This is a genomic window from Streptococcus mitis (assembly GCF_047463435.1).
GTDB lineage: Bacteria > Bacillota > Bacilli > Lactobacillales > Streptococcaceae > Streptococcus > Streptococcus mitis_DS.
Window position 1 is genome coordinate 68,174 of the sequence record NZ_JASHDW010000011.1, and the last position, 25,761, is coordinate 93,934.

Sequence of the window (25,761 nt, forward strand, 5' to 3'; positions counted from 1 at the left end):
TATATTATACCATTTTCAAAAAGAGAAAGAAAAGAACCTGAGATGTTAAATCTCAAGTTCTTTCTTTGTCTGATTGCAAGTTAGCATCTAATGAGAATCAAAATGATTATTCTTCATCTTCTCTTTTCTTACGAGCAATCAATCCAAATCCACTTAAGGCTCCTAGAAGTCCAAGTGCTGCAAGGCCAGCATGATCTTCTGTACCTGTATTTGGAAGTTCACGTTGACCTTCCATGTATTGAGGTGTAGAAGGCACTGCTGGTTGTTCTGGTGTCACTGGCGCTACTGGTTGTTCAGGAGTCTCAGGTGTCACTGGAACAGGATTTGGTGCAGGACTAGGTTCTGGTTGTGGAGTTGGAGTTGGTGTATTACCACCTCCGCCTCCATTGTTGCCACCACCATTATTTGGTGTAGGAACAGGGATGTACTTGATTGGCGTATCTTTCGTTGGATCTGCCGGTACGTCTGGTACTTCATATCCTTTAGTTGGATCGTTCGGATCAACTGGTTTCAATGGATTTCCATTTGGATCTACAGGGATAAATCCTGGTACATAAGGTACTTTAGGTTTATCTGTTCCTGGTTTTGTTGGATCTGTAGGATCGTTTGGATATGTGATTGGATTTGTTGGTGTTCCTGGAATATTTGGAATCCATGAACCTAACTTATCGTAAATCACTGTTTCATTGATATCTTTGATTGTATCAGGAGTTACTTGTACATCTTTAGTTGATGATTCTAGATCACCAGCTTTAGCAATGTATCCTTTCACAACTGGTACTGGGTATCCGTTGAAGATATCATCGTTACGATCTGTTGTCCATCCTCCATAAGTGATCTCACCAGTTACCAAGTTCACTTTCGCTTCACGAGTAAACTTGATAGTTTCTGTACGAGTTTCAGAAACTTCGTTTCCATTGCGATCCACATACTTGATAGTACGTGTAGCTGATTTCTCAGTTACAAGATCTTTCACAGTATTTGGCCATACTGGGCTATTTGGATCGTTAGGGAATACTGGTTTACCTGGCTCTGGTGTAGATGGTGTTACTGGAGTTCCATCTGGGTTCTTCGGTAAGTTTGGATCAGTTGGATCTACTGGTTTTCCTGGTGTAACTGGGATAATTCTCTCAGCTACTGTTACCTTGAAGATTTGATCTACAGATTTATCTTTATCAAATACTCTATCTGCATCTTTAGATGGGAATTCGTTCTTAACGACTCTGTATCCAGCTTTTTCAAGTTTTTCAATCGTCTTAGTTACTTCATCAACTTTAGACTTAGTGAAGTTAGCTCCTGAATCACCTTCATCTACTACTGGAGTTGATACAACTTTACCTTTTTCATCTACGAAGTTAGTAATAGCTTTTTGCTTATCAGTCACGTAAGTGATTGGTGTATCTGTTCTTGGATCTGTTGGTACTGGAGGTACTTCATATCCTTTAGTTGGATCGTTTGGATCTACTGGTGTTAATGGAACTAGTGGGTTATCCGGACTAATTGGTTTAGTTGGATCTTTTGGTACCACTGGTGTAGTTCCTGAGATATAAGGAACGATTGGTTTATCGCTACCTGGTTTAGTTGGATCTTTAGGATCGTTTGGATACGTAACTGGAGGAACTGGTGTAGAACCTTCTGGTACTTTTGGAATCCATGAACCAAGTTTAGTGTAGACAACTTCGATGTTTTCATCTTTAGAGTCTGCAGTTAATCCTGTTGTAGTTGCTACTTCTTTTTGTTTCGCATCTTTCAGGATGTAGCCTTTAACTACTGGTGATTCAACTTTATCGAATGTTGTATCTCCATCTTTAGCTGTCCAGTTACCGTAAGTGATTTCACCTGTTACAGAGTTGATCTTAGCTTCACGAGTGAATGTAACTTTATCTTTAATAGATTCTGTAGAGTCTTTACCAGCTTTATCTGTATAAGTTACTCTGTTACCTTTCTCATCAACGTATGTGATTGTACGGTTAACGTGACGAGTTGTATCGATTTGTTTAATTAGATCTTCTGTCCATTTTGGTCCATCAGGGTTCTCAGGATCGATTGGATCACCCGGTTTTGGTTTGTTTGGATCATTTGGATTTTCTGGATCTACTGGTTTGATTGGCTCAACGTGTGGTGTAACTGTAACTACGAAGCTTTGATCTACTTTCGTATCTTTATCGTAGTTCTTATCTGTAGCAGTTGTGAATCCGTCACTTACTAAGTCATATCCTAGAGCTTTCAATTCAGCAAGTTTAGCTACTGTACTGTAGTCGATTGGTTCTCCAGATTTACCTTCTAGGTTATCTGTGTGAAGTACTGTTCCAGTTCCTTCTACCACATAAGTTACTTTCGCTTTTTGAGTATCTTTCTCATAAGTGATTTGCGTATCTTCTGTTGGGTTTCCAGGTGTTGGTGGAACATATCCTTTACTTGGATCATTTGGATCTACTGGTTTCAGTGGGTTTCCATTTGGATCTTTTGGTGTAGTTCCTGGTACGTAAGGAACGATTGGTGTATCGTTTCCTGGTTTAGTTGGATCGTTCGGATCATTTGGATATGGAAGTGGATCAATTGGTGTTTCACCTTCTGGTACTTTTGGAATCCATGAACCAAGTTTAGTGTAAACTACTTCGATGTTTTCATCTTTAGAGTCTGCAGTTAATCCTGTTGTAGCTGCTACTTCTTTTTGTTTGGCATCTTTCAGGATGTATCCGTTAACGACTGGTGATTCAACTTTATCGAATGTTGTATCTCCATCTTTAGCTGTCCAGTTACCGTAAGTGATTTCACCTGTTACAGCGTTGATTTTACCTTCACGAGTGAATGTAACTTTATCTTTAATAGATTCTGTAGAGTATTTACCTGCTTTATCTGTGTAAGTTACTCTGTTACCTTTTTCATCAACGTATGTGATTGTACGGTTAACGTGACGAGTCGTATCAATTTTACTAATTTGATCTTCAGTCCATTTTGGTCCATCAGGGTTCTTAGGATCGATTGGATCACCCGGTTTTGGTTTATTTGGATCATTTGGATTTTCTGGATCTACTGGTTTGATTGGCTCAACGTGAGGTTTAACAATTACTACGAAGCTTTGATCTACTTTTGTATCTTTATCGTAGTTCTTATCTGTAGCTGTTGTGAATCCGTCAGTTACTAGATCATATCCTAGAGCTTTAAGTTCTAGAAGTTTAGCTACTGTGCTGTACTCGATTGGCTCTCCAGATTTACCTTCTAGGTTATCTGTATGAAGTACTGTTCCTGTTCCTTCTACAACATAAGTTACTTTCGCTTTTTGAGTATCTTTCTCATAAGTGATTTGCGTATCTTCTGTTGGGTTTTCAGGTGTTGGTGGAACATATCCTTTACTTGGATCGTTTGGATCTACTGGTTTCAGTGGGTTTCCATTTGGATCTTTTGGAGTTGTTCCTGGAACGTGAGGAATCACTGTTGTTGGTGTTCCTGGTTTCGTTGGATCTGTTGGATCGTTTGGATATTGAGGTTTATCAATATTTGGAACTTCGAATCCTTCTGGTACTTTTGGTACATATTTACCTAGTGGTGTGTAAACGACATTCACTACTGAATCAGCTGCATCGTGAGCAACATTTTCTACTTTTTCAGCTGCTTTAATATCTGCAACATATCCTTCGATTACTGGAGATGTTACCTCAGCTAATGTTTGTGGTTCTGTCCAGTCAGAAGTATATGTGATTTCACCTGTTACTTTGTTTAGATCACCTTTACGAGAGTAACGAAGTTTTTGTTCTACAGTTGGACGAGCCTCTTGACCACGTTTATCAGCGTCTACTTTATCAGTATTTGCGTATCTGTAGTTGATTGTACGATTTACTTCATCTAGTAATCCAAGTTGTTCGTAAGTACGTTGTTTTGGATCTCCCGGTACTTTGTCTCCTGGTTTTGGAGTAACATTAGGATTATTTGGATCTAGCGGTTTATCTGGATCGATTGGAGTAATTCCTTCTTTAACGATTACGTAGTAAACTTGGCTAATTCCTTTATCACCTTTATCGTCTTTGTCATCGAATGTACGGTTTTCCTCAGCGTAGAATGCTACACGTTCTGCTGTATAAGCTGGATCAGTTGGTTCAACAACTTCATAACCTTTAGCTTCTAACTCAGCTTTAACGTTATCAACATTTGTTGTCTTGATTGCTTTACCTGTGTCTCCTGCTTCCGCAACTGATACGTGAACTGCAGTTCCATCAGCTTTAATGAAGTGAACTAGAGCTACTTGAGAACCATCCTTAACATACGTGATTGTAGTGTTTTGAGTTGGATCTTCCGGTTGTTTTGGTACTTCATATCCTTTCGTTGGATCGTTAGGATCTTTCGGAGTTAATGGTTTACCGTTTGGTCCTACAGGTGTTGTTCCAGGGATGTATGGTACTACTGGAGTTTCAGCAGGTGTCCCTGGTTTTGTAGGATCGTTTGGATCATTTGGATATGGTTTTGGAGTTAAGTCAGTGTTCGCTGGAGGTGTTACTCCTTCAGGAATTACTGGTACATATGAACCAAGTTTACGGTAGATAATTGTTTCTTCACTATCTTTATCTGTAGCTTTAACATTTTCACGAGCTGTAGATTTAGCGGCTGAAGCTACATATCCAGGTTTATCTGGAGTTGTTATAGAATCGATTGTTGTATCGTCACCTTTAGCTTTCCAATCACTAAAGTTAGAGATTGCTCCAGTTACTGGATCTAAGTCAGCTGTACGAGTGAATGTTAATGTTTGGACATTATCAGGGATACCTGCATCTGATCCGTCAGCTAGTTTGTAGTGAACTGTGTGCGTTACTTCTTCGATTAATCCTAATTCTTTGTACGTACGACCTTTTGGATCGTTTGGTACTTTGTCTTCAGGTTTTGGAGTAACAGCTGGAGTATTTGGATCTGCTGGTTTAGAAGGATCTAATGTTACTGGTTTTGTAGTATAAACTACTGTTTCATTAATGTCTTCAGCAGTTGCTGTTACTTCTGATGCTGGTACAGTCACTTTATTTGGAGTGTAATTCTTAATTTCTGGTGAAGTTACTTCTTCAAATGTTTGAGCTGGTGACCAGTCTCCGAATGTAATCTTACCAGTTACTGGGTTAATTGTTGCTGAACGTGTAAATTCTTTAGTTTCTTCTTTTGTATCAGCAGCTTTCTTACCGTCTGCGTAAACATACTTGATTGTACGTTTCACTTCTTCTTTACGTCCGTCTTCTAACTCTTTGATTAACTCTGGAGTCCATTTTGGTCCTGTTGGATTATTTGGATCAATTGGTTTATCTGGAGTTGGTGCTGGATCATTTGGATTTACAGTTACTGGTTTAATCGCTACAAGGACTTTGTATTCTTGGTTAGTCTTAGAGTCTGCATCAAACTTACCATTTTCTGGGTAGTTGTTTTCAACAACTGTATATCCTTTAGCTTTCAGAGCTTCGATTGTAGCTGTTACTTCTGTACCTTTCGTGAAGGCTTTTCCTGTATCTCCAGTATCAACGATTGATTGAGCCACTCCACCTTTTTCAGTCTTATCCGTTTCACTGTTTACTTCAATGAAATGAACAACCGCTACTTGAGAACCATCTTTCGTATAAACAATTGTTGTATCCTCAGTTGGATTTGTTGGTGTTGGTGGGTTATAACCTTTCGTTGGATCGTTAGGATCTTTTTGAGTTAATGGTTGTCCATCTGGTCCTACTGGTGTTGTTCCTGGAACATATGGAATCGTTGTTGTTGGTGTTCCTGGTTTTGTAGGGTCATCTGGATTGTTTGGATATTGTGGATTTTCAATTGTCGGAGGAGTGAATCCTTCTGGAACAACTGGTACAAATTTACCTAAATCTTTATAGATAACTTTTTCAATAATATCTTTATCCGTTGCATTAACACCCGTTACATCTTGCTTAGATGACTCAACATCTCCTGTAGCTACGTATCCAGTTTTAACTGGTACTACAGCTTTACCTTCAAGAGTTGTATCGTTATCTTTAGGAGTCCATTCACTATAAGTAATCTCTTTCGTTACAGCATTAACTGTTGCTGTACGTGTAAAGCTTACTGTAGTTTCGTGTTTAGGTTCTGCTTCAGTTCCACGTTTAGCAGTATCTGCTACATCATCTGCATAAGTGTACGTAATTGTACGTTTTACTTCTTCAGCTAGTTTTAGATCTTTATATTTTGGTCCATTAGGATTATTAGGATCTACTGGTTTTTCAGGATCGAAGTTTGGATCTTTTGGATCAATTGTAATTTGTTTTGTTTTGTAAACTACAACTTCTTCATAATCAGCAGCATCTGCCGTCACAGTTTTCGCTGGTACGTCACTTACTGTTGGATTACTTACTAATGCTGAAGTGTATCCGTCAATTGTAGGAGTTATTACAGCTTCAAATCCATCAGTTGTCTTAGGTGTCCATGCTCCATATTCAACTTCTCCTGTCACAAGGTTAACTTTAGCTGTTCTAGTAAATTCATGCGTTTGAACTTTCTTAGCTACAACATCTGTTCCAAGTTTGCCATCTTCTACTGGAGTTGCATTTTCATATACATACTTGATTGTACGTGTTACAGATTCAGTTGTCTTCAAGTCTTTAACAGATTCTGGCCATTTTGGTCCATCTGGTTTTGTTGGATCTACTGGTTGACCTGGTTCTGGTTTCACATAACCTGGAGTAGTTGGATCTGTTGGAATATCTTTGACAATCGGTTTGAATGTTACTGTATATTCTTGATTTGTTTTCGCATCAGCATCAAATACTTTTTCAGCATCTGTTGATGGATAGTCTTTTTCATTCGCATTTACATTAGCTACTTTTTCATATCCACGAGCTAAAATCTTGTTGATTGCTGCAGTGACATCCGCATCTTTCGTAAATGGTTTACCTGTATCACCAGTATCTACTACTGATGGTTCTAATCCTTTACCAGTTGTATCTACGAATTTCGTTACCGCTACTTGAGAACCATCTTTCGTATAAACGATTGTTGTGTCTCCAGTTGGTGTAGTTGGAACTGGTGGTTCATATCCTTGTTTTGGATCACCTGGTACTTTTGGTGTCAACGGTTGCCCATCTGGTCCTACTGGTGTAGTTCCTGGTACGTATGGAATCGTTGTTGTTGGTGTTCCTGGTTTTGTAGGATCTGTTGGATTATTTGGATATTGTGGATTTTCAATTGTTGGCGGTGTAAATCCTTCCGGTACAACTGGTACATATTTACCTAGTGCTTTGTACACTACTTTTTCCGTAATATCCTTATCTTCTGCTTTCACATTTTCTACAGGTTTCGTAGATTTTTCCACATCTCCTGTTGCTACATATCCTGCTACTGCTGGAAGAGTATTTCCTTCTAATGTAGTATCGTTATCTTTAGCTTCCCACTCACCATATGTGATTTCTCCCGTTACTGGGTTCACTTTAGCTACACGAGTATAGTTCACTTTTGTAGTAAATGGTTCTGCTACATTCGTTCCACCTTTATTTCCGTCTTTTTCAGCTTGATTTAATTCACTTGCTTCTGTTGAGTAAGTGTACGAAATTGTACGTGTTACTTCTTCAGTATTCTTCAATTTCGCAAGTAATTCATCAGTCCATTTTGGTCCATTTGGATCATTTGGATTGATTGGCTCATCTTTCTTAGGTTCTTTATAACCTGGAGCTTTTGGATCAACTGTGATTAGTTTTGTTTTGTAAACTACTACTTCTTCGAAGTCTTTATCTGTAGCTGATACTGTTTTTTCTGGAACATCCGGTGTTGTTGGTGTTACACCTGCAACTGCCGCTGTGTATTTCTCTAATACTGGAGATGTTACTGCTTCGAATTTTTGGTTCGCTGACCAATCTCCGTATGTGATTTCTCCTGTCGCTACATTAATCTTACCAGAACGTGTAAATTTAAGTGTTTTAACTTTCTTATCAGCTACACTTGTTAAATCAGATTCTGCTACTGGAGTACCATCTTCGTATACATACTTAATTGTACGTGTTACTTCTTCTTGCACTTTTACAGCTTTGATTAATTCTTCTGTCCATTTTGGTCCGTCTGGATTATTTGGATCGATTGGTGTTACACCTGGCGTTGGTTTTGGATTGTCGTCACTTGATGGTTTAGTTGGATCAAATGATGGAACATCTACTACTTTAGCCTTGAATTTCACAACATATTCTTGATCAACTGCAGCATCTTTATCGAACTTATCTGTTGATTTGAATCCATTCTCAACTAGTTCGTAGCCTTTCTTAAATAGCTCAGCAATCTTATCAGTTACTGAAGTTGCTGTTGTTGCTGGGTAAGCTACTTCTGATTTACCTGTTACAGCGATTGGATCTGCAAGACCTGGAGTAATGACTTTATTAGTATTAGTAGGGTCTACTTCTACGAATTTAACTACAGCTTTTTGGTCTACTGGAGAGTATTTAACAGTAACTAGCAGTTTATCTGGACTTGATTCTGGATCAATGTCCGCTGTTGCTTCTACTAAGGCATTGTCAGGTAAATATCCTGGAACAGTAGGAGATGTTACATTATTAAATCTTCTATCACTATCTTCTTGAGATACTTCTGTTTCTGCTCCTGTTGTTGGAGAAATCTTCGATATTTTTCCTGCTGTAGCTTCCCATTTACCATAACTAACCGCTGTTTTCGCTTCTTCTGTTGCGTTGGCTTCTTTTGCTTTACTTTCTACAAACTTAAATAATGTAGCTTTTGCATCTTCAGCTGCTTTAGAGTTTTCTCCACTTGCTTTTACAACGTCATTATATTTTTTAAATTCTTCTGGATATAATCTTGATGTTGTTGCAAGATCAAGACTACGAGTACGCGTGAATGTTAGAGTTTCTTTTACTCTGTCCGCTTTATCACTGTCATTAACTTTAACATATGCTTCTTTTCTATCAGCTGGAATTTCATCAGTTAGATCTTTGCTTGCTACATCAGCCACTGGCTTATCTGCATAAACATAGTCAATATAACGTGTTACTGTTCTTGTTTCATTATCTGAAGTTGAAAGTACAGTTTTCTTATGACGTAGATATACGTTAAATGGTTGGTCTACATCTTTATCGTTATCAAATGTACGACCATCTGCAATATTATTACCTTGAGCATCGTTTGAGTAATCATCCGTCACTAATTCATAACCAAGGTCTTCATATTTCTTGATAGTGTCAGCTGTTAGGTAAGGAATCTTCGTATGTGATTTGCCTTGAAGTTTCTCAACATTATAAGTTGTTTTCGCATCTGCACCTGTTGCTGGAGCTGCATTTGCTGTTTGTATTTCAAGAATACGAGCAGCGCCTGTTGCATCTAAGTCGATGTATGTTACATTCGCTTTTTGTTTATCAGCTTTGTAAACAACATACATATCGAAGTCATCTTTATCGTCTGAACGAACTTCTGATACTAATGGTTCGTATGCTCCAACGTCTTTCGTATTATCAGCTACTGGAGTATATAATCCTACGGGTTGTTTACCATTGTGGATGTGTCCCATCTTACCATCAGTACCAGGACTTGTGAAGTCAGCTGTTACTACTTCAGCAGTATATCCTTTTACTGTTGGTGAGATAATTTCTTTAAATTTAGAATTTTCATCACTTGAAGCTGTCCATTTACCAATGATAATTGAACCTTGGTTGAACTTAGTACCTGCTGGAATTGTATCTCCAATTTTATAAACATGTCCTGTTGCGTCTGTAACTTGGTTCGCAGTTACCATTTCTTTTTCTGTTGAACCTGCTTCAGAGAAAATCTTGTAATCACGAGTATAATCAATCGTTTGTGTACGAGTAACTGGCGTATTATAGATTGCTACGATTGGGTCATTATCTTTATATGAATCTTGACTTGTTGGATTATCGTTATCATTTTCATATACATAGTGAATTGTACGAGTGATAGATGCTTTTGATTGTGGTTTAACGATTGGTGTATACGTTGCTTTACCGTAGTCTGTACCATACTGACTTGTCACAGGGTCTCCTGATACTTTATCGTTATAGTCAACATCTGGTTGTTGTTTTACTACACCTGTACCTGTACCTACGAACTTAGGATCTGGTGTGAATGTAATTTCACCAGTATCTTGGTTTAATGTGTAGGTACCTTCATTTTCAATAACGATTTCTGTTTCAGTTACTTTAGTGTAACGACGTGGAACACTTGTTACTTCTCCTGTTTGTGGATCGATGTGAACTGCATTTGGAAGAGTAACATTCATTAGGTCCTCGTAAGTAGTCATTGTACGAGTTCCTTTTGGAATCACATCATTATTCGAATAAGTAGTTCCATCTAGTGTAATAGATTTTCCTTTTTCTACTAATTGATTTGCAGAAGTTTCATTCGCTAATGTTGAAACCTTACCTCCTGTTTCACGCGGAATTGTTTGTCCAGTATTATAAGTTACATTGTCGAATGTATTATTAGCTGAATTAGTAAATGGCGTATTGATAGTAGCTCCTGCTGGAATTGTTCCTCCTGCTGGAATTGTTTGCTCTGTTCCATTCGCTAATGTTACTTTTACTTCCACTGGTGCTGGATGATTGCTTTGAGGTTTAGCTCCTGCTGGAATCAATGTACCTCTCACTAAACGAATATTATTTACAGATACATTCCCTGTTCCTGTTACATTGACGTCACCAGTATTTGCAATTTTAGTTCCTGCTGGAATTTTATCTACAGGTTTATAAGTAACTGTTGTTCCATCTGTTAGTGTAAGAGTTGTTTCCTTATCTACTTTAGTATCTTCTGTATATAGTTTACTAGGAGTTTCTTTTCTAGTTGCAAAAGTTGGTTTCTCACTGGTATTTAAAATATCAACTTGTTTAGAAGTTTCAACAGATTTATTTGTTACAGTTTCAACTGTTCCTTTTGTCGGAATTGAAGGATTAGATGATTGCGGTTTACCTTGAACATCCTCTGTAGTTGTATCTTCTCCTACTGGACGAACGTCGATTACTGTCGGAATATAACTTGTATCCATTGATTTAGTACCGTTATTTCCGTCGTTTACATTTTCTAAAATCTTATCTTTTTCTGCTAAAGTCGTACTTGTTAAAGATTCTCTGATTGTATCTTCTGTAGCTTCCCATCCAGTGTGACTTCCATTATTATCCCACGCACGGATAGCTACCCCTTTAGCTGTACCTACAAATCCTTTTTCTGGTTCAAAAGTAATTTTTGTAAAACTCAAACTACCTTGTTTAGTATTTTTGTTTTCAGCAGAATCTTCATTTAGTTTATAAACCCCAACTTTGTTTCCTGCTGTATCATATTCAGTGTATTCAGATAGGTAGTATTCTGTTTTGCCTGTTAATTTATTCAACACTTTAACAGCTGTACCAAGAGTATTTCCTCTTGCATCTTTAACAACTACCTCAGTACCATTGTAAATTGTTTGACTTAAGTGGTCCTTCACTTCAACAGTTTTACCTGTTGGTTCTTCAGATTTAACAACTGTATCATTTAATACCATCTTAGGCGCTGTATTATCATCAATTTGTGCCCATTGTTTATAGTTTGATTCAATTGTTTTACCACTTGCGGTAAACATAGCGTTAGTTGGGAAATTCACTTCTTGTTTTTTCCCTTGATAATCTTTTGTTTCATGACGTGTTCCTCGAGGTGGGTGAATAACGTTCGCAACAAAGTCTTCTACTTCCCCTGAAGATGCCAATCCCGTTGGTAATCTCAAGTCGTTTTTGTCTACAGAAACACGTAAACGAACACCAAGATTATCTACTGATGTGTTTAACAGTTGTGGTGTGTTTTTAAATGTAATATCATATGTTCCATCAGCATTAGCTGTTACTAATTCAGATGATTCATAAAGATCGAATTTACCGTTACCGTTAAAGTCAACCCATCCACGAACATAAGCTACGTCATTATTAACACCACGGTTAACTTTGACACCTTTTAAGATATATTCATTTTCACTTGCATGACGCAGTGTATATTTAGTTGCTGCAGCTGGGTCAAGAAGTTGTCCTTCACCTTCATCGGGAAGGTTACCTACACCAAGTCCGCGTGTTGCTTGGTTGTATAAACCTTTAATTGGTAAATTATCTCCACCTGGTAAAGTATTAGCTGTTGATAGAATTTCACCATTTTTAATCGCTACTTGAGTACCATCAGACATATGAATGACAGGATTTTTACCATCTAATAAGTATGTTCCTGATTGACCTTTTGAGTTTGTAACTTGAGTTGAACCACTAACAAGACTGATTTCTTTATAGTCTTCTGAGTTAACTAAGTCGTCAAGTACCCATGCACCATTTGGCTCAGCGATTGTTGTACGGAAGTCTGAATCTGCAGGAACATCTCCTAAATATGGTTGTGTCGCAGTTACTTGTTTTCCATCTTTTTCTTTATTAAAGTTACCGATGATGTGTTGTGCAGAACCATAAGAAGCTGGGGCATCTCCACCATCATAAATAACGAAACCTATAGTTGCTGATTGGCTACCATTGGCATTAATGTAAACACCTAAATTTTCAACATTTTGAGTAAGACCTATAGGAAGATCGTATCCATTATTAACACCAGAATCAAAAGGTCCAAATAATTGACTTCCATAACCTGTTTCTGTTTTATTCGTCCATTCAGAAAGTTTATAACCTGTAGACAACGGAGCATTTGTTTTTCTGTCGAAAGTACTTAAAAAGTTACCATTACCTTCTCTATTAGGGAATAAACCTTTTGAGTTTGTTTTATTTTTATTCAAACGCATGAATTCTTCCCAAGGTGTACCATCAGATTCAAACTGAGTGAACTCCGCCACACTTAAGTCTTCTGAGTCAGCCGCAATAGCATTAACCGCTACTGGACGTCCATTATATGTTGCTGACAATTGGAACTTAACCCCAACGTTACCACCATCATAAGCTGAAGAAAAGGCTGTTAATCGTTCACGAGTTACCCCATTTGAATCTTTATATTTAGTTTCAAATCCAGCTAATCGTAAATGACTCCAGTTTGGATCCTGTCTTGTTACAATGACATCTTCACGTTGAACAACACCATCAACAGGACTTCTGTTGATATTTTCAGGTTCACCATTAGCTTTATTTAGAGTATATGTTTCTGTAGTAACTTTTTTACGAGAAAGGGAACTTACTGTTGCACTTAATGTATAACCTTTTACCTTAGTTGGTACATTGAAACGCATTCCTTCTTGAAGAACCTCAAATATTTCATTATTAAATCGTCCTTCAGATAGACCTTGTTGCACTTCATGTTTCACATGATCATATGTTTTCCATAACGTATACTTAGCTAATCCAGATTCCAAAAATGCTGGATCGTTCGTTTTCTTACCTACTAATTCTGGATGTGTAGTCGACTCAAGAACTGTACGAACCATTGTAAAACGTCCACGCTCTTGACGTCCTTTTGAGCTAGTGAAATCAACCATAGCTGGATTATTAACATATTCAACAGGTCCTACTTTCGTTCCATCAGCATATGTAATAGACGCAGTAGCGAAGTCAAACCAGTTGATTGCTTCACGAAGTTGACTAAAGTTTTTCTCACCAGCTGAACCATAAGCTACATCATCAATAGCAAAACCATGTGTTGTATTACCATTTTGGTCTACTCTTCCATTTGCTAGCGTTACTGTCGCTACGGCTAAACCTGTGTTTCCTTTTCGTTTAACTTCGATTTTATCTTCAGCAGTTAACGTCGGGTTTGCTGTACGAATCTCTTTTTCAATCGCACGCGCTTCTTCCTCAGTAATATCACCAACATTATTAACAACAACTTTATTAATAGGATTAGTAATAGCTACTGTAGAACCTGCTGGGTCTGCCAACACTGCTTCAACTTTACCTACGTGTCCTGCACGTTTCATCTCTGCGTAGACTGCTTCGATAGCAGATGAGATACGTTGGAGTTGAAGATTCAATTGCTCAGCGGTAACATCTTTTTCGTTTAGAACTTTCTTAGATGCAGTAATTTCTACTTTCGCCGCTGCTACTGCAGCAGCAATAGCTTCTTTAGAAGACTTATCTTCAACTTTTTTCTCAGCATAGTTTGCTGCAGTTGTATTAAGAACTTCAGCTTCAGAAGTCAATTGTTCAAGGATTTTCTTTGTAGCAGTAATTGGATTTTCTGCTTTCTTTTCATCCTTTTTATCAGCTTTTTCATCAACTGTTTTATCAACTTTTTTGTCTGTTGAAGGAGCAGTTAGTGTTGCTTTTTCTTTGTCAGATACTTCTGTTTTTTCAGCTGTAGCTGTTTCAGATGCTTTTTCATCCTTTTTAGATACTTCAGCAGCTAATTTTGCAACTTCCTCATCACTCAAGGTTGGCTTTTCTACTACAGCCGCTTCTGTCTTAGCAGAAAGAGCTGGTGTCGTCACATTTGCGACATTCTCACCTGCCTTATCATCTTTTGGAGCAGATGCAACAGCTTCTGTTTTATTTTCAGTAGCTGTTTCTTCTGCCTTGGCAGTCGTTTGGGCAGCACCCAAAATCAAGGCTGTCCCCAACAGCACACTCGCAGCACCAAAATGATACTTACGAATAGAGAAACGTTGGCTCAAGCCATACCAATCAAAAGACTTATTTTTTTGTCTTTTTGATTTATACATAATGTTCACTTCCTTATTTTTTTATGTAGCTTCGAATTACAATTACATAGTATATATTTTATCACAAAAACGCTATCAGTTCAAGAAAGAAATAATTATATATATATTAATCGTTTTTGATATTATTTATATTTATATACTATTTTGTTTTTGACTTTATCTTGGTATTTTTTTTGCTTTTTTGATATAATAAATTAAAGTATAATTTTACTGGAGGTTTTATGCGTTTTAATCGATTTAGCTATTTAGCGCTACCTAGAGATACAATTATCTTTGAATTAAAAAAGTATGGATTTGATTTACCAGTCAACATCACAAATAAAAAAATGCTTGAAGCGTTTCTCATTCGTTTCTTTTTTAATTTTAAAGATAGCACCTATCCTCTATCCAGTTTAGCAGTTGATAAAGAAACTGACTTACTGACATTTTTTCAATCAGATAAAGAGTTGACTGCAGATATTTTCTATACTGTAGCCTTTCAACTTTTAGGTTTTTCTTATTTGGTTGACTTTGAAGACAGTGATGTTTTTCGTAAAGAGTCTGGATTTCCTATTGTATATGGTGACTTGATTGAAAATCTCTATCAGTTACTCAATACTCGTACCAAAAAGGGGAACACTCTTATCGACCAACTTGTCAGTGACGGTCTTATTTCTGAGGATAATGACTATCGCTACTTTAACGGCAAGAGTTTGGCTACTTTTTCTAGCCATGATGCCATTCGAGAAGTCGTTTACGTTGAGTCACGTGTCGATACTGACCAAAAAGGTCTTCCAGACTTAGTCAAGGTCAGCATTATTCGTCCTCGTTATGACGGCCAAATTCCTGCTATCATGACAGCTAGCCCCTACCATCAGGGAACCAATGACAAGGCTAGTGATAAGGCCCTCTACAAGATGGAGGGTGAACTTGAGGTCAAACCTGCTCACAAGATTGAGCTTGAAGAACCTCAACTCAATCTCGTCCAACCCCAAGGTCAAGCTGAGCTTGTGTCAGAAGCTGAGGAAAAGCTAACGCACATCAACGCTAGCTATACTCTCAACGACTACTTCCTTCCACGAGGTTTTGCTAATCTCTATGTCTCAGGTGTCGGTACCAAAGACTCTACTGGTTTCATGACTAATGGGGACTACCAGCAAATCGAGGCTTATAAAAATGTCATCGACTGGCTCAATGGCCGTTGCCGTGCCTTTACCGACCACACGTGCCAACGTCAAGTCAAGGCTGACTGGTCAAACGGAAAAGTAGCTACAACTGGACTTTCCTATCTAGGTACCATGTCCAATGGTCTTGCGACTACAGGTGTAGATGGTTTAGAGGTTATTATTGCCGAGGCTGGTATTTCTTCGTGGTACAACTACTACCGTGAAAACGGTCTAGTAACTAGCCCAGGTGGTTATCCAGGTGAGGACTTTGACTCCCTTGCTGAACTAACCTACTCTCGTAATCTCTTGGCTGGTGACTATATCCGTGGTAATGAGGCTCACCAAGCTGACTTAGAAAAAGTAAAAGAGCAGTTAGATCGCAAATCTGGTGACTACAATCAATTTTGGCATGATCGCAATTATCTGCTCAATGCCCATAAGGTAAAGGCAGAGGTTGTCTTTACTCATGGTTCACAGGATTGGAATGTCAAACCACTTCATGTTTACCAGATGTTTCACGCCCTTCCTGCTCATATAAACAAGCATCTCTTTTTCCATAATGGCGCCCATGTGTACATGAACAACTGGCAGTCCATTGACTTCCGTGAGTCCATGAACGCCTTATTGACAAAGAAATTACTGGGACAAGATACAGATTTCCAACTTCCTACTGTCATTTGGCAGGACAATACAGCCCCTCAGACTTGGCTATCACTTGATACCTTCGGTGGGCAAGAAAACTTTGAAACCTTCTCACTTGGTCAAGAAGAGAAAGTCATTCAAAACCAGTACCCAGATAAGGATTTTGAGCGCTATGGTAAGACCTACCAGACCTTCAATACAGAACTCTATCAAGGAAAAACCAATCAGATTACTATTGACCTTCCTGTAACCAAAGATCTTCACTTGAACGGTCGTGCCCAACTCAATCTTCGTATCAAATCCAGTATAAATAAGGGGCTCTTATCTGCCCAACTGCTAGAATTTGGACAGAAGAAATACCTGCAACCTTATCCAGCTGTTTTAAGTGCTAGAACCATTGACAACGGTCGCTACCATATGTTGGAAAATCTCAACGAATTGCCTTTTCGTGAAAATACACAACGAGTCGTGACAAAAGGCTACCTCAATTTACAAAATAGAAATGATTTACTGTTAGTAGAGGATATTAAGGCAGATGAATGGATGGATATCCAGTTTGAACTGCAACCGACTATTTACAAGTTAAAAGAAGGAGATACTCTTCGTTTAGTACTCTATACTACTGACTTTGAAATCACAATCCGTGATAACACCGCTTACCACCTGACTGTTGATCTTGAACAGTCTACTCTTATCCTACCTTGTCAAAAGGCATAATATATCAGACTTTCTATATGGAAGATTTCCACTTGAACAGTTGAAACAAACATACACTTGGTATCAAATGCAATCCCGATATAGGCTTATGATAGGTCTACACGGAAGCTTTGACAAAAGATACTAAAACCCTAACCAACATGTGTACTCATTAATAATACTCGCTACCACACCACATGTTGAAAAATCTTTGTGAATTAACATTAATCATAAATTCACAATAAGTCGTGACAAAAGGCTACCCTAATTGAATGATTTACTGTTAGTAGAGGACACCAATGTAGATAAACGGATAGATACCCAATTCATCTACACTCAACTAGTGACAAGTTAAAAGAGTGGGATTTTCTCCATTTAGTCCTATACTACTGACTTTGAAATCATCATACGTGACAATACCGCTTACCACCCGACTGACGATTTCGTTCCGTCCACGCTTTCTGTACCCAGTACAAGGAGTAACATTTTATGAATAAATCTGAACACCGACACCAACTCATACGAGCTCTTGTAACGAAAAACAAGATTCATACTCAAGCTGAGCTACAAGCTCTTCTTGCCGATAATGATATTCAAGTTACACAAGCTACACTTTCGAGAGATATTAAAAGTATGAACCTCTCAAAAGTACGTGAAGAAGACAACTCTTACTACGTGCTCAATACAGGCTCTATCTCAAAATGGGAGAAACGTCTCGAAATCTACATGGAAGATGCTCTTGTCTTGATGCGTCCCGTTCAACACCAAGTCCTACTAAAAACTCTTCCTGGACTTGCTCAATCCTTTGGTTCTATCATTGATGCCTTGAGCTTCCCTGACGCTATCGCTACTCTCTGTGGTGATGATGTTTGCCTTGTCATCTGTGAAGATGCAGAAGCTGCTCAAAAATGCTTTGAAGAATTGAAAAAATTCGCTCCACCATTTTTCTTTGAAGAATAATAAAATTCCGTGTCTCATGTGGCACGGAATTTTGTTATATTCTTTACTGAGATGACTTGTCTTTTTTATTTCGTGCTAATCTCAGGACACGATTTGGATTGAGACGATTAAATAGTTCTTCCAATTTCTTTTCATTCCAAACATCTGCGGCGGAAACAAAATTGCCATCAGCATCTCGGAAAGATATCGGTTTATCTCCCATATCAGTCTCCTAGTCTACAAATTCAAACTCAAATTTACCAATTCGGACCAAGTCACCATCTTTAGCTCCACGCGCACGAAGGGCTTCATCAACCCCCATACCACGAAGCTGGCGAGCAAATTTCATGACTGACTCGTCACGATCAAAATTGGTCATATTAAAGAGTTTCATCAGTTTTTCACCAGAAAGCACCCATGTCGCATCGTCATCACGACTAATTTCAAAAGCCTTTTCTTCCTCATCAAAGCCATAGTATGCTTCTTCTTCCATATCTGACTCGTCGTAGAGCAAGAATTCTGGTGTCTTGTCTAACAATTCAGCTGTAGCATCCAAAAGCGTAGCCAAACCTTGCTTGGTCAAACCAGAAATTGGGAAGATAGCTGGTAACTCTTCAAATTCATCGTAGTTTTCAGCTAATTTTTTCTTGAATTCTACAAGATTTTCCTGACTCTCAGGCATGTCCATCTTATTAGCTACAATAATCTGTGGACGCTCCATGAGGCGAAGATTGTATGACTCCAGCTCTTTATTGATAGCGAGATAATCCTCATAAGGATCACGGCCTTCGCTAGCTGACATATCAATAATATGAAGGATGACACGTGTACGCTCGATGTGACGGAGGAACTGAGTTCCCAGACCAACACCTTGACTAGCGCCTTCAATCAAACCTGGCAGATCGGCTACTGCAAAGGATTCACCTGATTGGGTACGAACCATACCTAGATTTGGCACAATGGTCGTAAAGTGGTAGGCACCAATTTTAGGTTTAGCTGAGGTAATAACACTTAAAAGTGTTGATTTCCCAACAGATGGGAATCCAACTAAACCAACATCCGCAAGGATTTTTAGTTCTAACTGTAACTCACGTTCCTGACCTGGTTCTCCATTTTCAGAGATTTCAGGTGCAGGATTTTTTGGTGTCGCAAAGCGAATATTTCCACGTCCACCGCGACCTCCGTGGGCAACGATAAATTCTTGACCATGTTCAATCAAATCTGTCAAGACCTTGCCAGTCTCTGCATCACGAACAGTCGTACCTTGTGGTACTCGAACTCTAAGATCCTCAGCACCACGACCATGCATCCCTTTGGTCATTCCTTTCTCACCAGAAGCAGCCTTGAAATGACGGTTATAACGGAAATCCATCAAGGTACGTAGCCCTTCGTCTACAACGAAGACTACATTGCCTCCTCGACCACCGTCACCACCCCAAGGACCGCCATTAGGGACATATTTTTCACGGCGAAAGGCAACCATACCATCGCCACCATTACCAGCCTTGACCTTAATCTTGGCTGTATCTAAAAACATACTCATTTTTTCTTCTCACTTTAAAAAAGGGCTGGGAAATCCCAGTCACAAAATGTTCTTGTATCTATTTTATAGATTACTGAGGGCACCAATTGCAGTTGCAAAAATTCCCAATAAACTTGCTACTAGCATGATAATCACGATAAGCAAGGTTAATTTCTCAAACATAGTTTTTTTACGTTTTCCATTATCTCCAAATGCCATTTTTATCTCCTTCGTTACATTCTATTTTCTATTATCTTAGCATGAATTGAGCTAGTTTTCAATAGTCACTTGCTACTGGTGCAATAATCCATAAAATGATATAAGCTACAATTCCTGCCCCATAACAAAATGCAAGAACACCCCATATTACACGAACAATAGTGGGATCCATATCAAAATAATGAGCCACTCCAGCACAAACACCAGCAATCTTTGTATCACGACCACTTCTCATTAAATGTTTTTTCATGGCTGTTCCTCTTTCTATTCCTCATGGTCTTTCCAATAATCTCTTATGCTGATTAACTGTGTTTTTGATGCCTTCAGCATCCGTCTAGAGCCTTTTACGGGCACAGCAACCACCTGTTGCGGAAGATACAAAACTGTCTTAAAGATACGCTGACTAACCGTATCATCTTTGACTAAATCTTTCTGGAAATTATTTGAAATAATGGCATCCAGATAAAACTCATGCACTCGTTTCCCAAAGTTCTCAGCTGAAATCTCGTATAATTTAGCTGATAAGGTATGCTCATTCATGTCTGGCGTTGCAATCAGGGCTTCTAAAATAGCCCCAGCCAAATCATGTTCACCATAGTATAAGGTTCCAAACATCTTATCACTGATAAGATTGTCCAGATAAGGATTTCCATGTGCGATGACTGGTGTTCCACTAGCCAAGCTTTCCAAGTAGGTCAAACCCTGCGTCTCACTCGTCGATGCTGAGATGAAGAAATCCGCTGCCTTATAGTAAAGAGCCGTCTCACTAGGAGCAATCATCCCTGTAAAGACAACAGAGTCTTGAATCTCTAGTTTCTGGGCTTGCTCTTTAAGGTCATTCAGATAAGGGCCATCCCCGGCAACTACCAGTTTAACCTTGTCTTCCTCTTTCAGAACTTCTGCAAAAGCTGCTAATACTGCTTGAATATTTTTTTCATAAGAAATTCTGGAAAGACTCAGCAACATCTGTTCGTCCTCTTGAATCCCTAATTTACTACGCAGTTCTTTTAGATTTTCTTGCTGGATTTCTGGACGCTCAAACTTGGCTAATTCAATCCCAGTTGGAATGACCCTTTTTTCAACCTTGACCTTATAGTCAGATAGCAAGTCTCGGACAATCTCACTCGGGCAAATAACCCCATCCACATCGTGTAAAAAACCTCTAACCAGATACTTAACCATACTAGGACGAATCAGCATCCCCTTAGCAATATAATGCACATAGTCTTCGTACTGGGTGTGATAGGTATGGATGACTGGAATTTTTAATTCACGCGCAATCCAAATTCCCAACAAGCCGAGAGAAAATTCAGTCTGAGTATGGATAATATCCAGTTGATATTGTTTAGCAATTTCAAGCGCCTTGCTGAATCCTCGATAGGCAAAGCGGCGATCCTTAAAAGCAAAGAAGGGAACACTTGGAATGCGGATAATTTGCCAATCTTCATAACGATTGACATCCTTATCTGTCGTCGTAAAGATAAAAACAGCGTGCCCTTGCTTTTCAAGTTCTGTTTTCAAGGTTCGAATACTGGTCGCAACACCTGAAACCTGAGGAAAATAGGTATCTGTAAATAAACCAATTCGCATAGATTACCTCACTTTTTACTTTCTCCCTAAAGCGGCTTGTTTCTCATAAAAGTCCAACCAGATTTGTAACAGATGCTCTTCAGAATACTCTCTAGAAATATTCTTAGCCTTTTCTTTGAGATCTTTTAAGGCAGCAGGATTTGCTTGATATTCCAAAATAGCTTCTTTCATCTCTTCTCTATCTGCTGTCGCACGATAATTTCCCTCCAAAATCACCTTATAAAGATCCAAATCACGCAACATAATAGGAGCTTCACAACTCGCAGCCTCTAAAATAGTCATAGGAAATAGCTCATTGTAACTAGGCAACAAGAAAAGGTCCGCTAGGGCATACAATTCGCGCATCCGCTCTGGCGATACAATACCTGGAAAAATCAAATTTTTAGGGGGATTTTCCATGATTTTCTTGTAGCGTTCATAACCATCTGTCATACCACCAAAAGAGAAACCACCTGCCCAGATAAAGGTAATTTGCGGCAATTCCTCAGCCAGACGGATAAAATCGTCAATCCCTTTGCGTTTCTGAACTTGACCAGCACCTACTACGATAAACTGATTGTCACTAAGACCTAGCTCTGTACGCAGTCTCGCTACCTCTTCCTGTGGAAGCGGATGCCATTTTTCCTTGTTGACAAAGTTAGGGATATAGGTCACTTTTTCACGTGGAATACCAGCTGCCACTAAATCCTCAATAAACATAGGATTGACCACCACCAAGTGCTCCATCCGGTTGTAAAAAGAAAATACATAGCGTTTCACAATTCCCTTTATGAAAAATGGAATTTTCAAACTCCCCTCGAGTGTATCAGGTAAGAAATGCACATAGCCAATTTTCCTTCCTGATCGTTTCTTCTGGAATGTTGATAAATAATAGGGGAGATCAATTGTATGAAAGTGAGTCACATCTGCCTCTATTGGAAGATTTTCTGTAACAATCAATTGGTCCTTGGCATCACGGTGAAGAAGACGAACTAATTCACGGTAAGCACCTGAAACTCCTTGTCCTGCTACTTTCTCACTTGAACTCAACATATTGATGCGTAATTTCTTTTTTTCCATAACTACTATTATATCATTTTCTTTGAATAAAATCAGCAAAAGAAAGGAGAGACTAGAGGAAAAGAGGGGGAAATTTCCTCGCTTTTCCAATAATCTCTCACATGTTTTTATTTGTTTACTTAATGCCTAGGGCAATACGTGCATAGCGACTCATTTTTTCAACAGTCCAGGCTGGATACCAGACTAATTTGACCTCAGTATCCGTTACTTCTGGAACCTCTGTCATAGCATCATAAATCTGGTCTGTCAAAAGGTCTGCTAGAGGACAACCCATGGTTGTCAAAGTCATATCAATCTCTGTTTGTCCTGTGTCACCGTCAAAACGAATTTCATAGATCAAACCAAGATTGACAATATCGATTCCCAACTCAGGGTCAATAACTTCTTCCAAGGCTGATAAAATTCGTGTTTTGATGTTTTCAATTTGCTCTTCTGTATAAGCCATATTCATCCTCACTCTTAGTCTTCAATAAAATCACGAAGCGGTTTGCTGCGACTTGGTTGGCGTAGTTTTCTCAAAGCTTTAGCTTCAATCTGACGGATACGCTCGCGAGTCACGTTAAAGACTTTACCCACATCTTCAAGGGTACGCATTTTACCATCATCTAGCCCAAAACGCAGACGCAAAACATTTTCTTCACGGTCTGTAAGAGTATCCAAGACCTCATCCAACTGCTCACGCAAAACGATACGAGTTGTATAGTCCACTGGATTTTCAATCACTTCATCTTCGATAAAGTCCCCAAGGTGGCTATCATCCTCTTCACCGATTGGAGTTTCAAGGGATACCGGTTCTTGGGCAATCTTCAAGATTTCACGAACCTTGTCAGGGGTCATATCCATACGTTCAGCGATTTGTTCTGGTGTTGGATCTTGTCCCAATTCTTGAAGGAGGTTACGCTGTTCACGAACCAATTTATTGATGGTTTCAACCATGTGAACTGGGATACGGATGGTACGAGCTTGATCCGCAATAGCACGAGTGATAGCCTGACGAATCCACCAAGTTGCGTAAGTTGAAAACTTGAACCCTTTAGAATAATCAAACTTGTCAACCGCCTTCATCAAGCCCATATTTCCTTCTTGAATCAAGTCAAGGAACTGCATACCACGACCAACATAGCGTTTAGCAATAGAAACAACCAAACGAAGGTTGGCTTCCGCAAGACGTTGTTTGGCTTCGATATCACCAGCTTCAACAGCAAGCGCCAATTCTTTTTCCTCTTCATTGGTCAAGAGAGGTACGACCCCGATTTCTTTCAAGTACATACGGACAGGGTCATTAACCTTAGCCGAAGTTGAACCAATCAAGTCCTCATCACTGAGTTCTGGCTCTTCTTCAGTGCTAAGAACACGCGCACTTGGATTTCCTTCGTTATCTGTGATAGAAATCCCTGCATCCTGAATTCGTTGCAAGAGATCTTCAATCCCATCAGCATCCAAGGTAAAAGGAATAACTAGACTAGCATTGATTTCATCATCAGTTGCTGTCCCTTTTTGTTTATGATTACGGATAAATTCTGCTACTTGTACGTCAAATGTTGTTACTTCTTTTTGTTTTGTTGCCATTATTACTCCATTCTTCTCTTTTGGGAAATTAAACGTTCCAATTCTTCTAGGGCTGTGTCGGTATCTCCTACATGGCTCGCTTCCTGCACCTTCTTTTTGATTCTCATATTGTCCTGATTCAAGAGAGCCTTGTTTCGAGTCATTTCTACTTCACTAAGTTCCTGCGGTGACATCTCAGCAGGCAAATCCTGAGCTAAAACTTGGTACCAAGCTCTTTCAACTTCCTCTGTCTGTTCTGCTAGAACTTCTGGAGGAAGATTTCCATACTGGCCAAGCAAGTCATATAAGACCTGAAATTCAGGTGTGTCAAATGCAAAGTCCTCTCGCAAACGGTAATCGTTCAAAACAAGAGGGGATTCCATCATTCGATAAAGTAGATGGGCTTCTGCCCTCATAATAACCGATAACTGCTTGGTGACAGGCATAGTGATTGGCGTCGGTCTGGAAATTCCTTCCATACGATTCTGCCTTTGCGCCTGACGACTCTCATTCACAATCTGCTCAATCTGGGCGTAATCAAAGGACGCCAAACTGTCAGCTAAAATATGAATATAGCTGTTTTGAGCAGTGATAGACTTTTCTTGAACAATCAAGGGAGCTATTTTTTCAATAAACTCAATCTGAGCTTGCAGATTTTCACTATTTTCAGGCTTATACTGGTGAATGTAAAACTCAATCGGACTAATACGAGTTTTTGTTAATAGATAGGCCAAGTCTTCTGGTCCATTTTTTTGTAGATATTCATCTGGATCCAAGCTATCAGGCATGCTGACGATCTGCACAGGCATATCACCAATTTCGTCCAGCGCTTTCAATGTCGCAGCTTGCCCAGCCTTATCGCCATCGTAAACAAGAACCAACTTCTTGGTTAACCTTTTCAGATGCTCAACATGCTCACGACTTAAGGACGTTCCCATGGATGCCACAGCATTTTCGATTCCAGCACGATAGGCTGCAATGACATCCATGAATCCTTCCATCAGATAAATCTCACTGGTTTTTCCAGAAGATTTTTTAGCCCTATCCATATGATATAATTCGTAACTTTTGTTAAAAATTGCAGTCGATCGGCTATTTTTATACTTAGAAGTTTGTGAATCCGTTTTCTGCCAGATACGACCTGAGAAGGCAATAACCTTTCCCTGGTCATTTGTCAGGGGAAACATAATCCGATTGTGAAAGGTATCTACAAATTGATTAGCATCCGAGAGATAAAACAGTCCTGAATCTAGGAAATCCTCATCCCGATACTGACCAGACAAACGTTGATAGAGATAGTTTCGTTCTGGAGGTGCTAAACCAATCCGAAAATGCTTGAGCACTTCATCTGTCAAACCACGCTGATAAAGGTAGTTTCTGGCCTCTTCCCCCATGGTCGTTGTCATGAGAATAGCATGATAAAATTTGGCAGCATCTTCGTGCATATCATAAAGAGCTTGGTGGGGTGAAGCTGATTTCTGTTCACTATAAAGCGGTTTTTCTACCTCTATCCCGACACGCTGACCTAAGATTTGGACAGCCTCCATAAAGGGAATCCCTTGGTACTCCTCGATGAACTTAAAGACATCACCTGAGCGGCCACAACCAAAACAGTGGTAAAACTGCTTATCCTCAACAACGTTGAAAGAAGGTGTTTTTTCACCATGAAAAGGACAGAGCCCTAGATAGTTCCGTCCTGCCTTTTGTAAAGAAATCACATCTCCTATGACTTCCACAATGTTGGCATTGTTTTTGATTTCTTCAATGACTTGTTTGTCAACCATACACAATACCTCCATGTTATCATA

At 39.1% G+C, this 25,761-nt stretch carries 12 protein-coding genes; 2 read left to right on the plus strand and 10 right to left on the minus strand.

Translation table 11 applies throughout. The annotated features are described in order from the left end of the window. Window positions 1-106: 106 nt before the first annotated feature. On the minus strand, window positions 107-14,593 hold the full coding sequence (locus tag QM843_RS07980) for a mucin-binding protein (protein ID WP_414304723.1): 14,487 nt from the start codon (window positions 14,591-14,593) through the stop codon (window positions 107-109). A 221-nt stretch (window positions 14,594-14,814) separates the two neighbouring features. Here QM843_RS07980 and QM843_RS07985 point away from each other — a divergent pair, with 221 nt between their 5' ends. Both QM843_RS07985 and QM843_RS07990 read left to right on the plus strand, forming a co-directional pair. After that, window positions 14,815-17,097 (plus strand): Xaa-Pro dipeptidyl-peptidase, encoded by a 2,283-nt coding sequence (locus tag QM843_RS07985; RefSeq protein WP_049502519.1) that lies wholly within the window; start codon window positions 14,815-14,817, stop codon window positions 17,095-17,097. 468 nt (window positions 17,098-17,565) lie between these two features. Continuing rightward, window positions 17,566-18,036: an arginine repressor gene (locus QM843_RS07990; RefSeq protein ID WP_001043026.1), complete on the plus strand. Its 471-nt coding sequence runs from the start codon at window positions 17,566-17,568 to the stop codon at window positions 18,034-18,036. Between the two features lie 43 nt (window positions 18,037-18,079). On the opposite strand, the gene QM843_RS07995 is transcribed toward QM843_RS07990, so the two are convergent. The 9 genes from QM843_RS07995 to dnaG all read right to left on the minus strand — a co-directional run bounded on the left by QM843_RS07995 (window position 18,080) and on the right by dnaG (window position 25,737). Further along, window positions 18,080-18,238 carry a hypothetical protein gene (locus QM843_RS07995; protein ID WP_261039239.1) on the minus strand — a complete coding sequence of 53 codons (159 nt, stop codon included), beginning with the start codon at window positions 18,236-18,238 and terminating at the stop codon, window positions 18,080-18,082. 9 nt (window positions 18,239-18,247) lie between these two features. Beyond that, window positions 18,248-19,558, minus strand: a complete 1,311-nt coding sequence (gene obgE, locus QM843_RS08000; protein ID WP_414304722.1) for a GTPase ObgE — start codon at window positions 19,556-19,558, stop codon at window positions 18,248-18,250. Window positions 19,559-19,621: 63 nt separating this feature from the next. Next, window positions 19,622-19,756 (minus strand): DUF4044 domain-containing protein, encoded by a 135-nt coding sequence (locus tag QM843_RS08005; protein ID WP_414304721.1) that lies wholly within the window; start codon window positions 19,754-19,756, stop codon window positions 19,622-19,624. Window positions 19,757-19,814: 58 nt separating this feature from the next. Further along, the gene (locus QM843_RS08010; protein WP_414304720.1) at window positions 19,815-19,991 is read right to left on the minus strand and encodes a PspC domain-containing protein; all 177 of its coding nucleotides are present in this window, start codon (window positions 19,989-19,991) and stop codon (window positions 19,815-19,817) included. A gap of 29 nt (window positions 19,992-20,020) precedes the next feature. Then, window positions 20,021-21,346, minus strand: coding sequence for a glycosyltransferase family 4 protein (locus QM843_RS08015; protein WP_414304719.1), 1,326 nt, complete (start codon window positions 21,344-21,346; stop codon window positions 20,021-20,023). Between the two features lie 15 nt (window positions 21,347-21,361). Then, window positions 21,362-22,405 (minus strand): alpha-galactosylglucosyldiacylglycerol synthase, encoded by a 1,044-nt coding sequence (gene cpoA, locus QM843_RS08020; protein WP_004254610.1) that lies wholly within the window; start codon window positions 22,403-22,405, stop codon window positions 21,362-21,364. A 115-nt stretch (window positions 22,406-22,520) separates the two neighbouring features. After that, complete coding sequence (locus QM843_RS08025; RefSeq protein ID WP_000331925.1) at window positions 22,521-22,850, minus strand: metal-sulfur cluster assembly factor; 330 nt, start codon at window positions 22,848-22,850, stop codon at window positions 22,521-22,523. 14 nt (window positions 22,851-22,864) lie between these two features. Next, the gene (gene rpoD, locus QM843_RS08030; RefSeq protein WP_000201903.1) at window positions 22,865-23,974 is read right to left on the minus strand and encodes an RNA polymerase sigma factor RpoD; all 1,110 of its coding nucleotides are present in this window, start codon (window positions 23,972-23,974) and stop codon (window positions 22,865-22,867) included. Window positions 23,975-23,976: 2 nt separating this feature from the next. Beyond that, window positions 23,977-25,737: a DNA primase gene (dnaG, locus tag QM843_RS08035; RefSeq protein WP_414304718.1), complete on the minus strand. Its 1,761-nt coding sequence runs from the start codon at window positions 25,735-25,737 to the stop codon at window positions 23,977-23,979. Window positions 25,738-25,761: the final 24 nt, after the last annotated feature.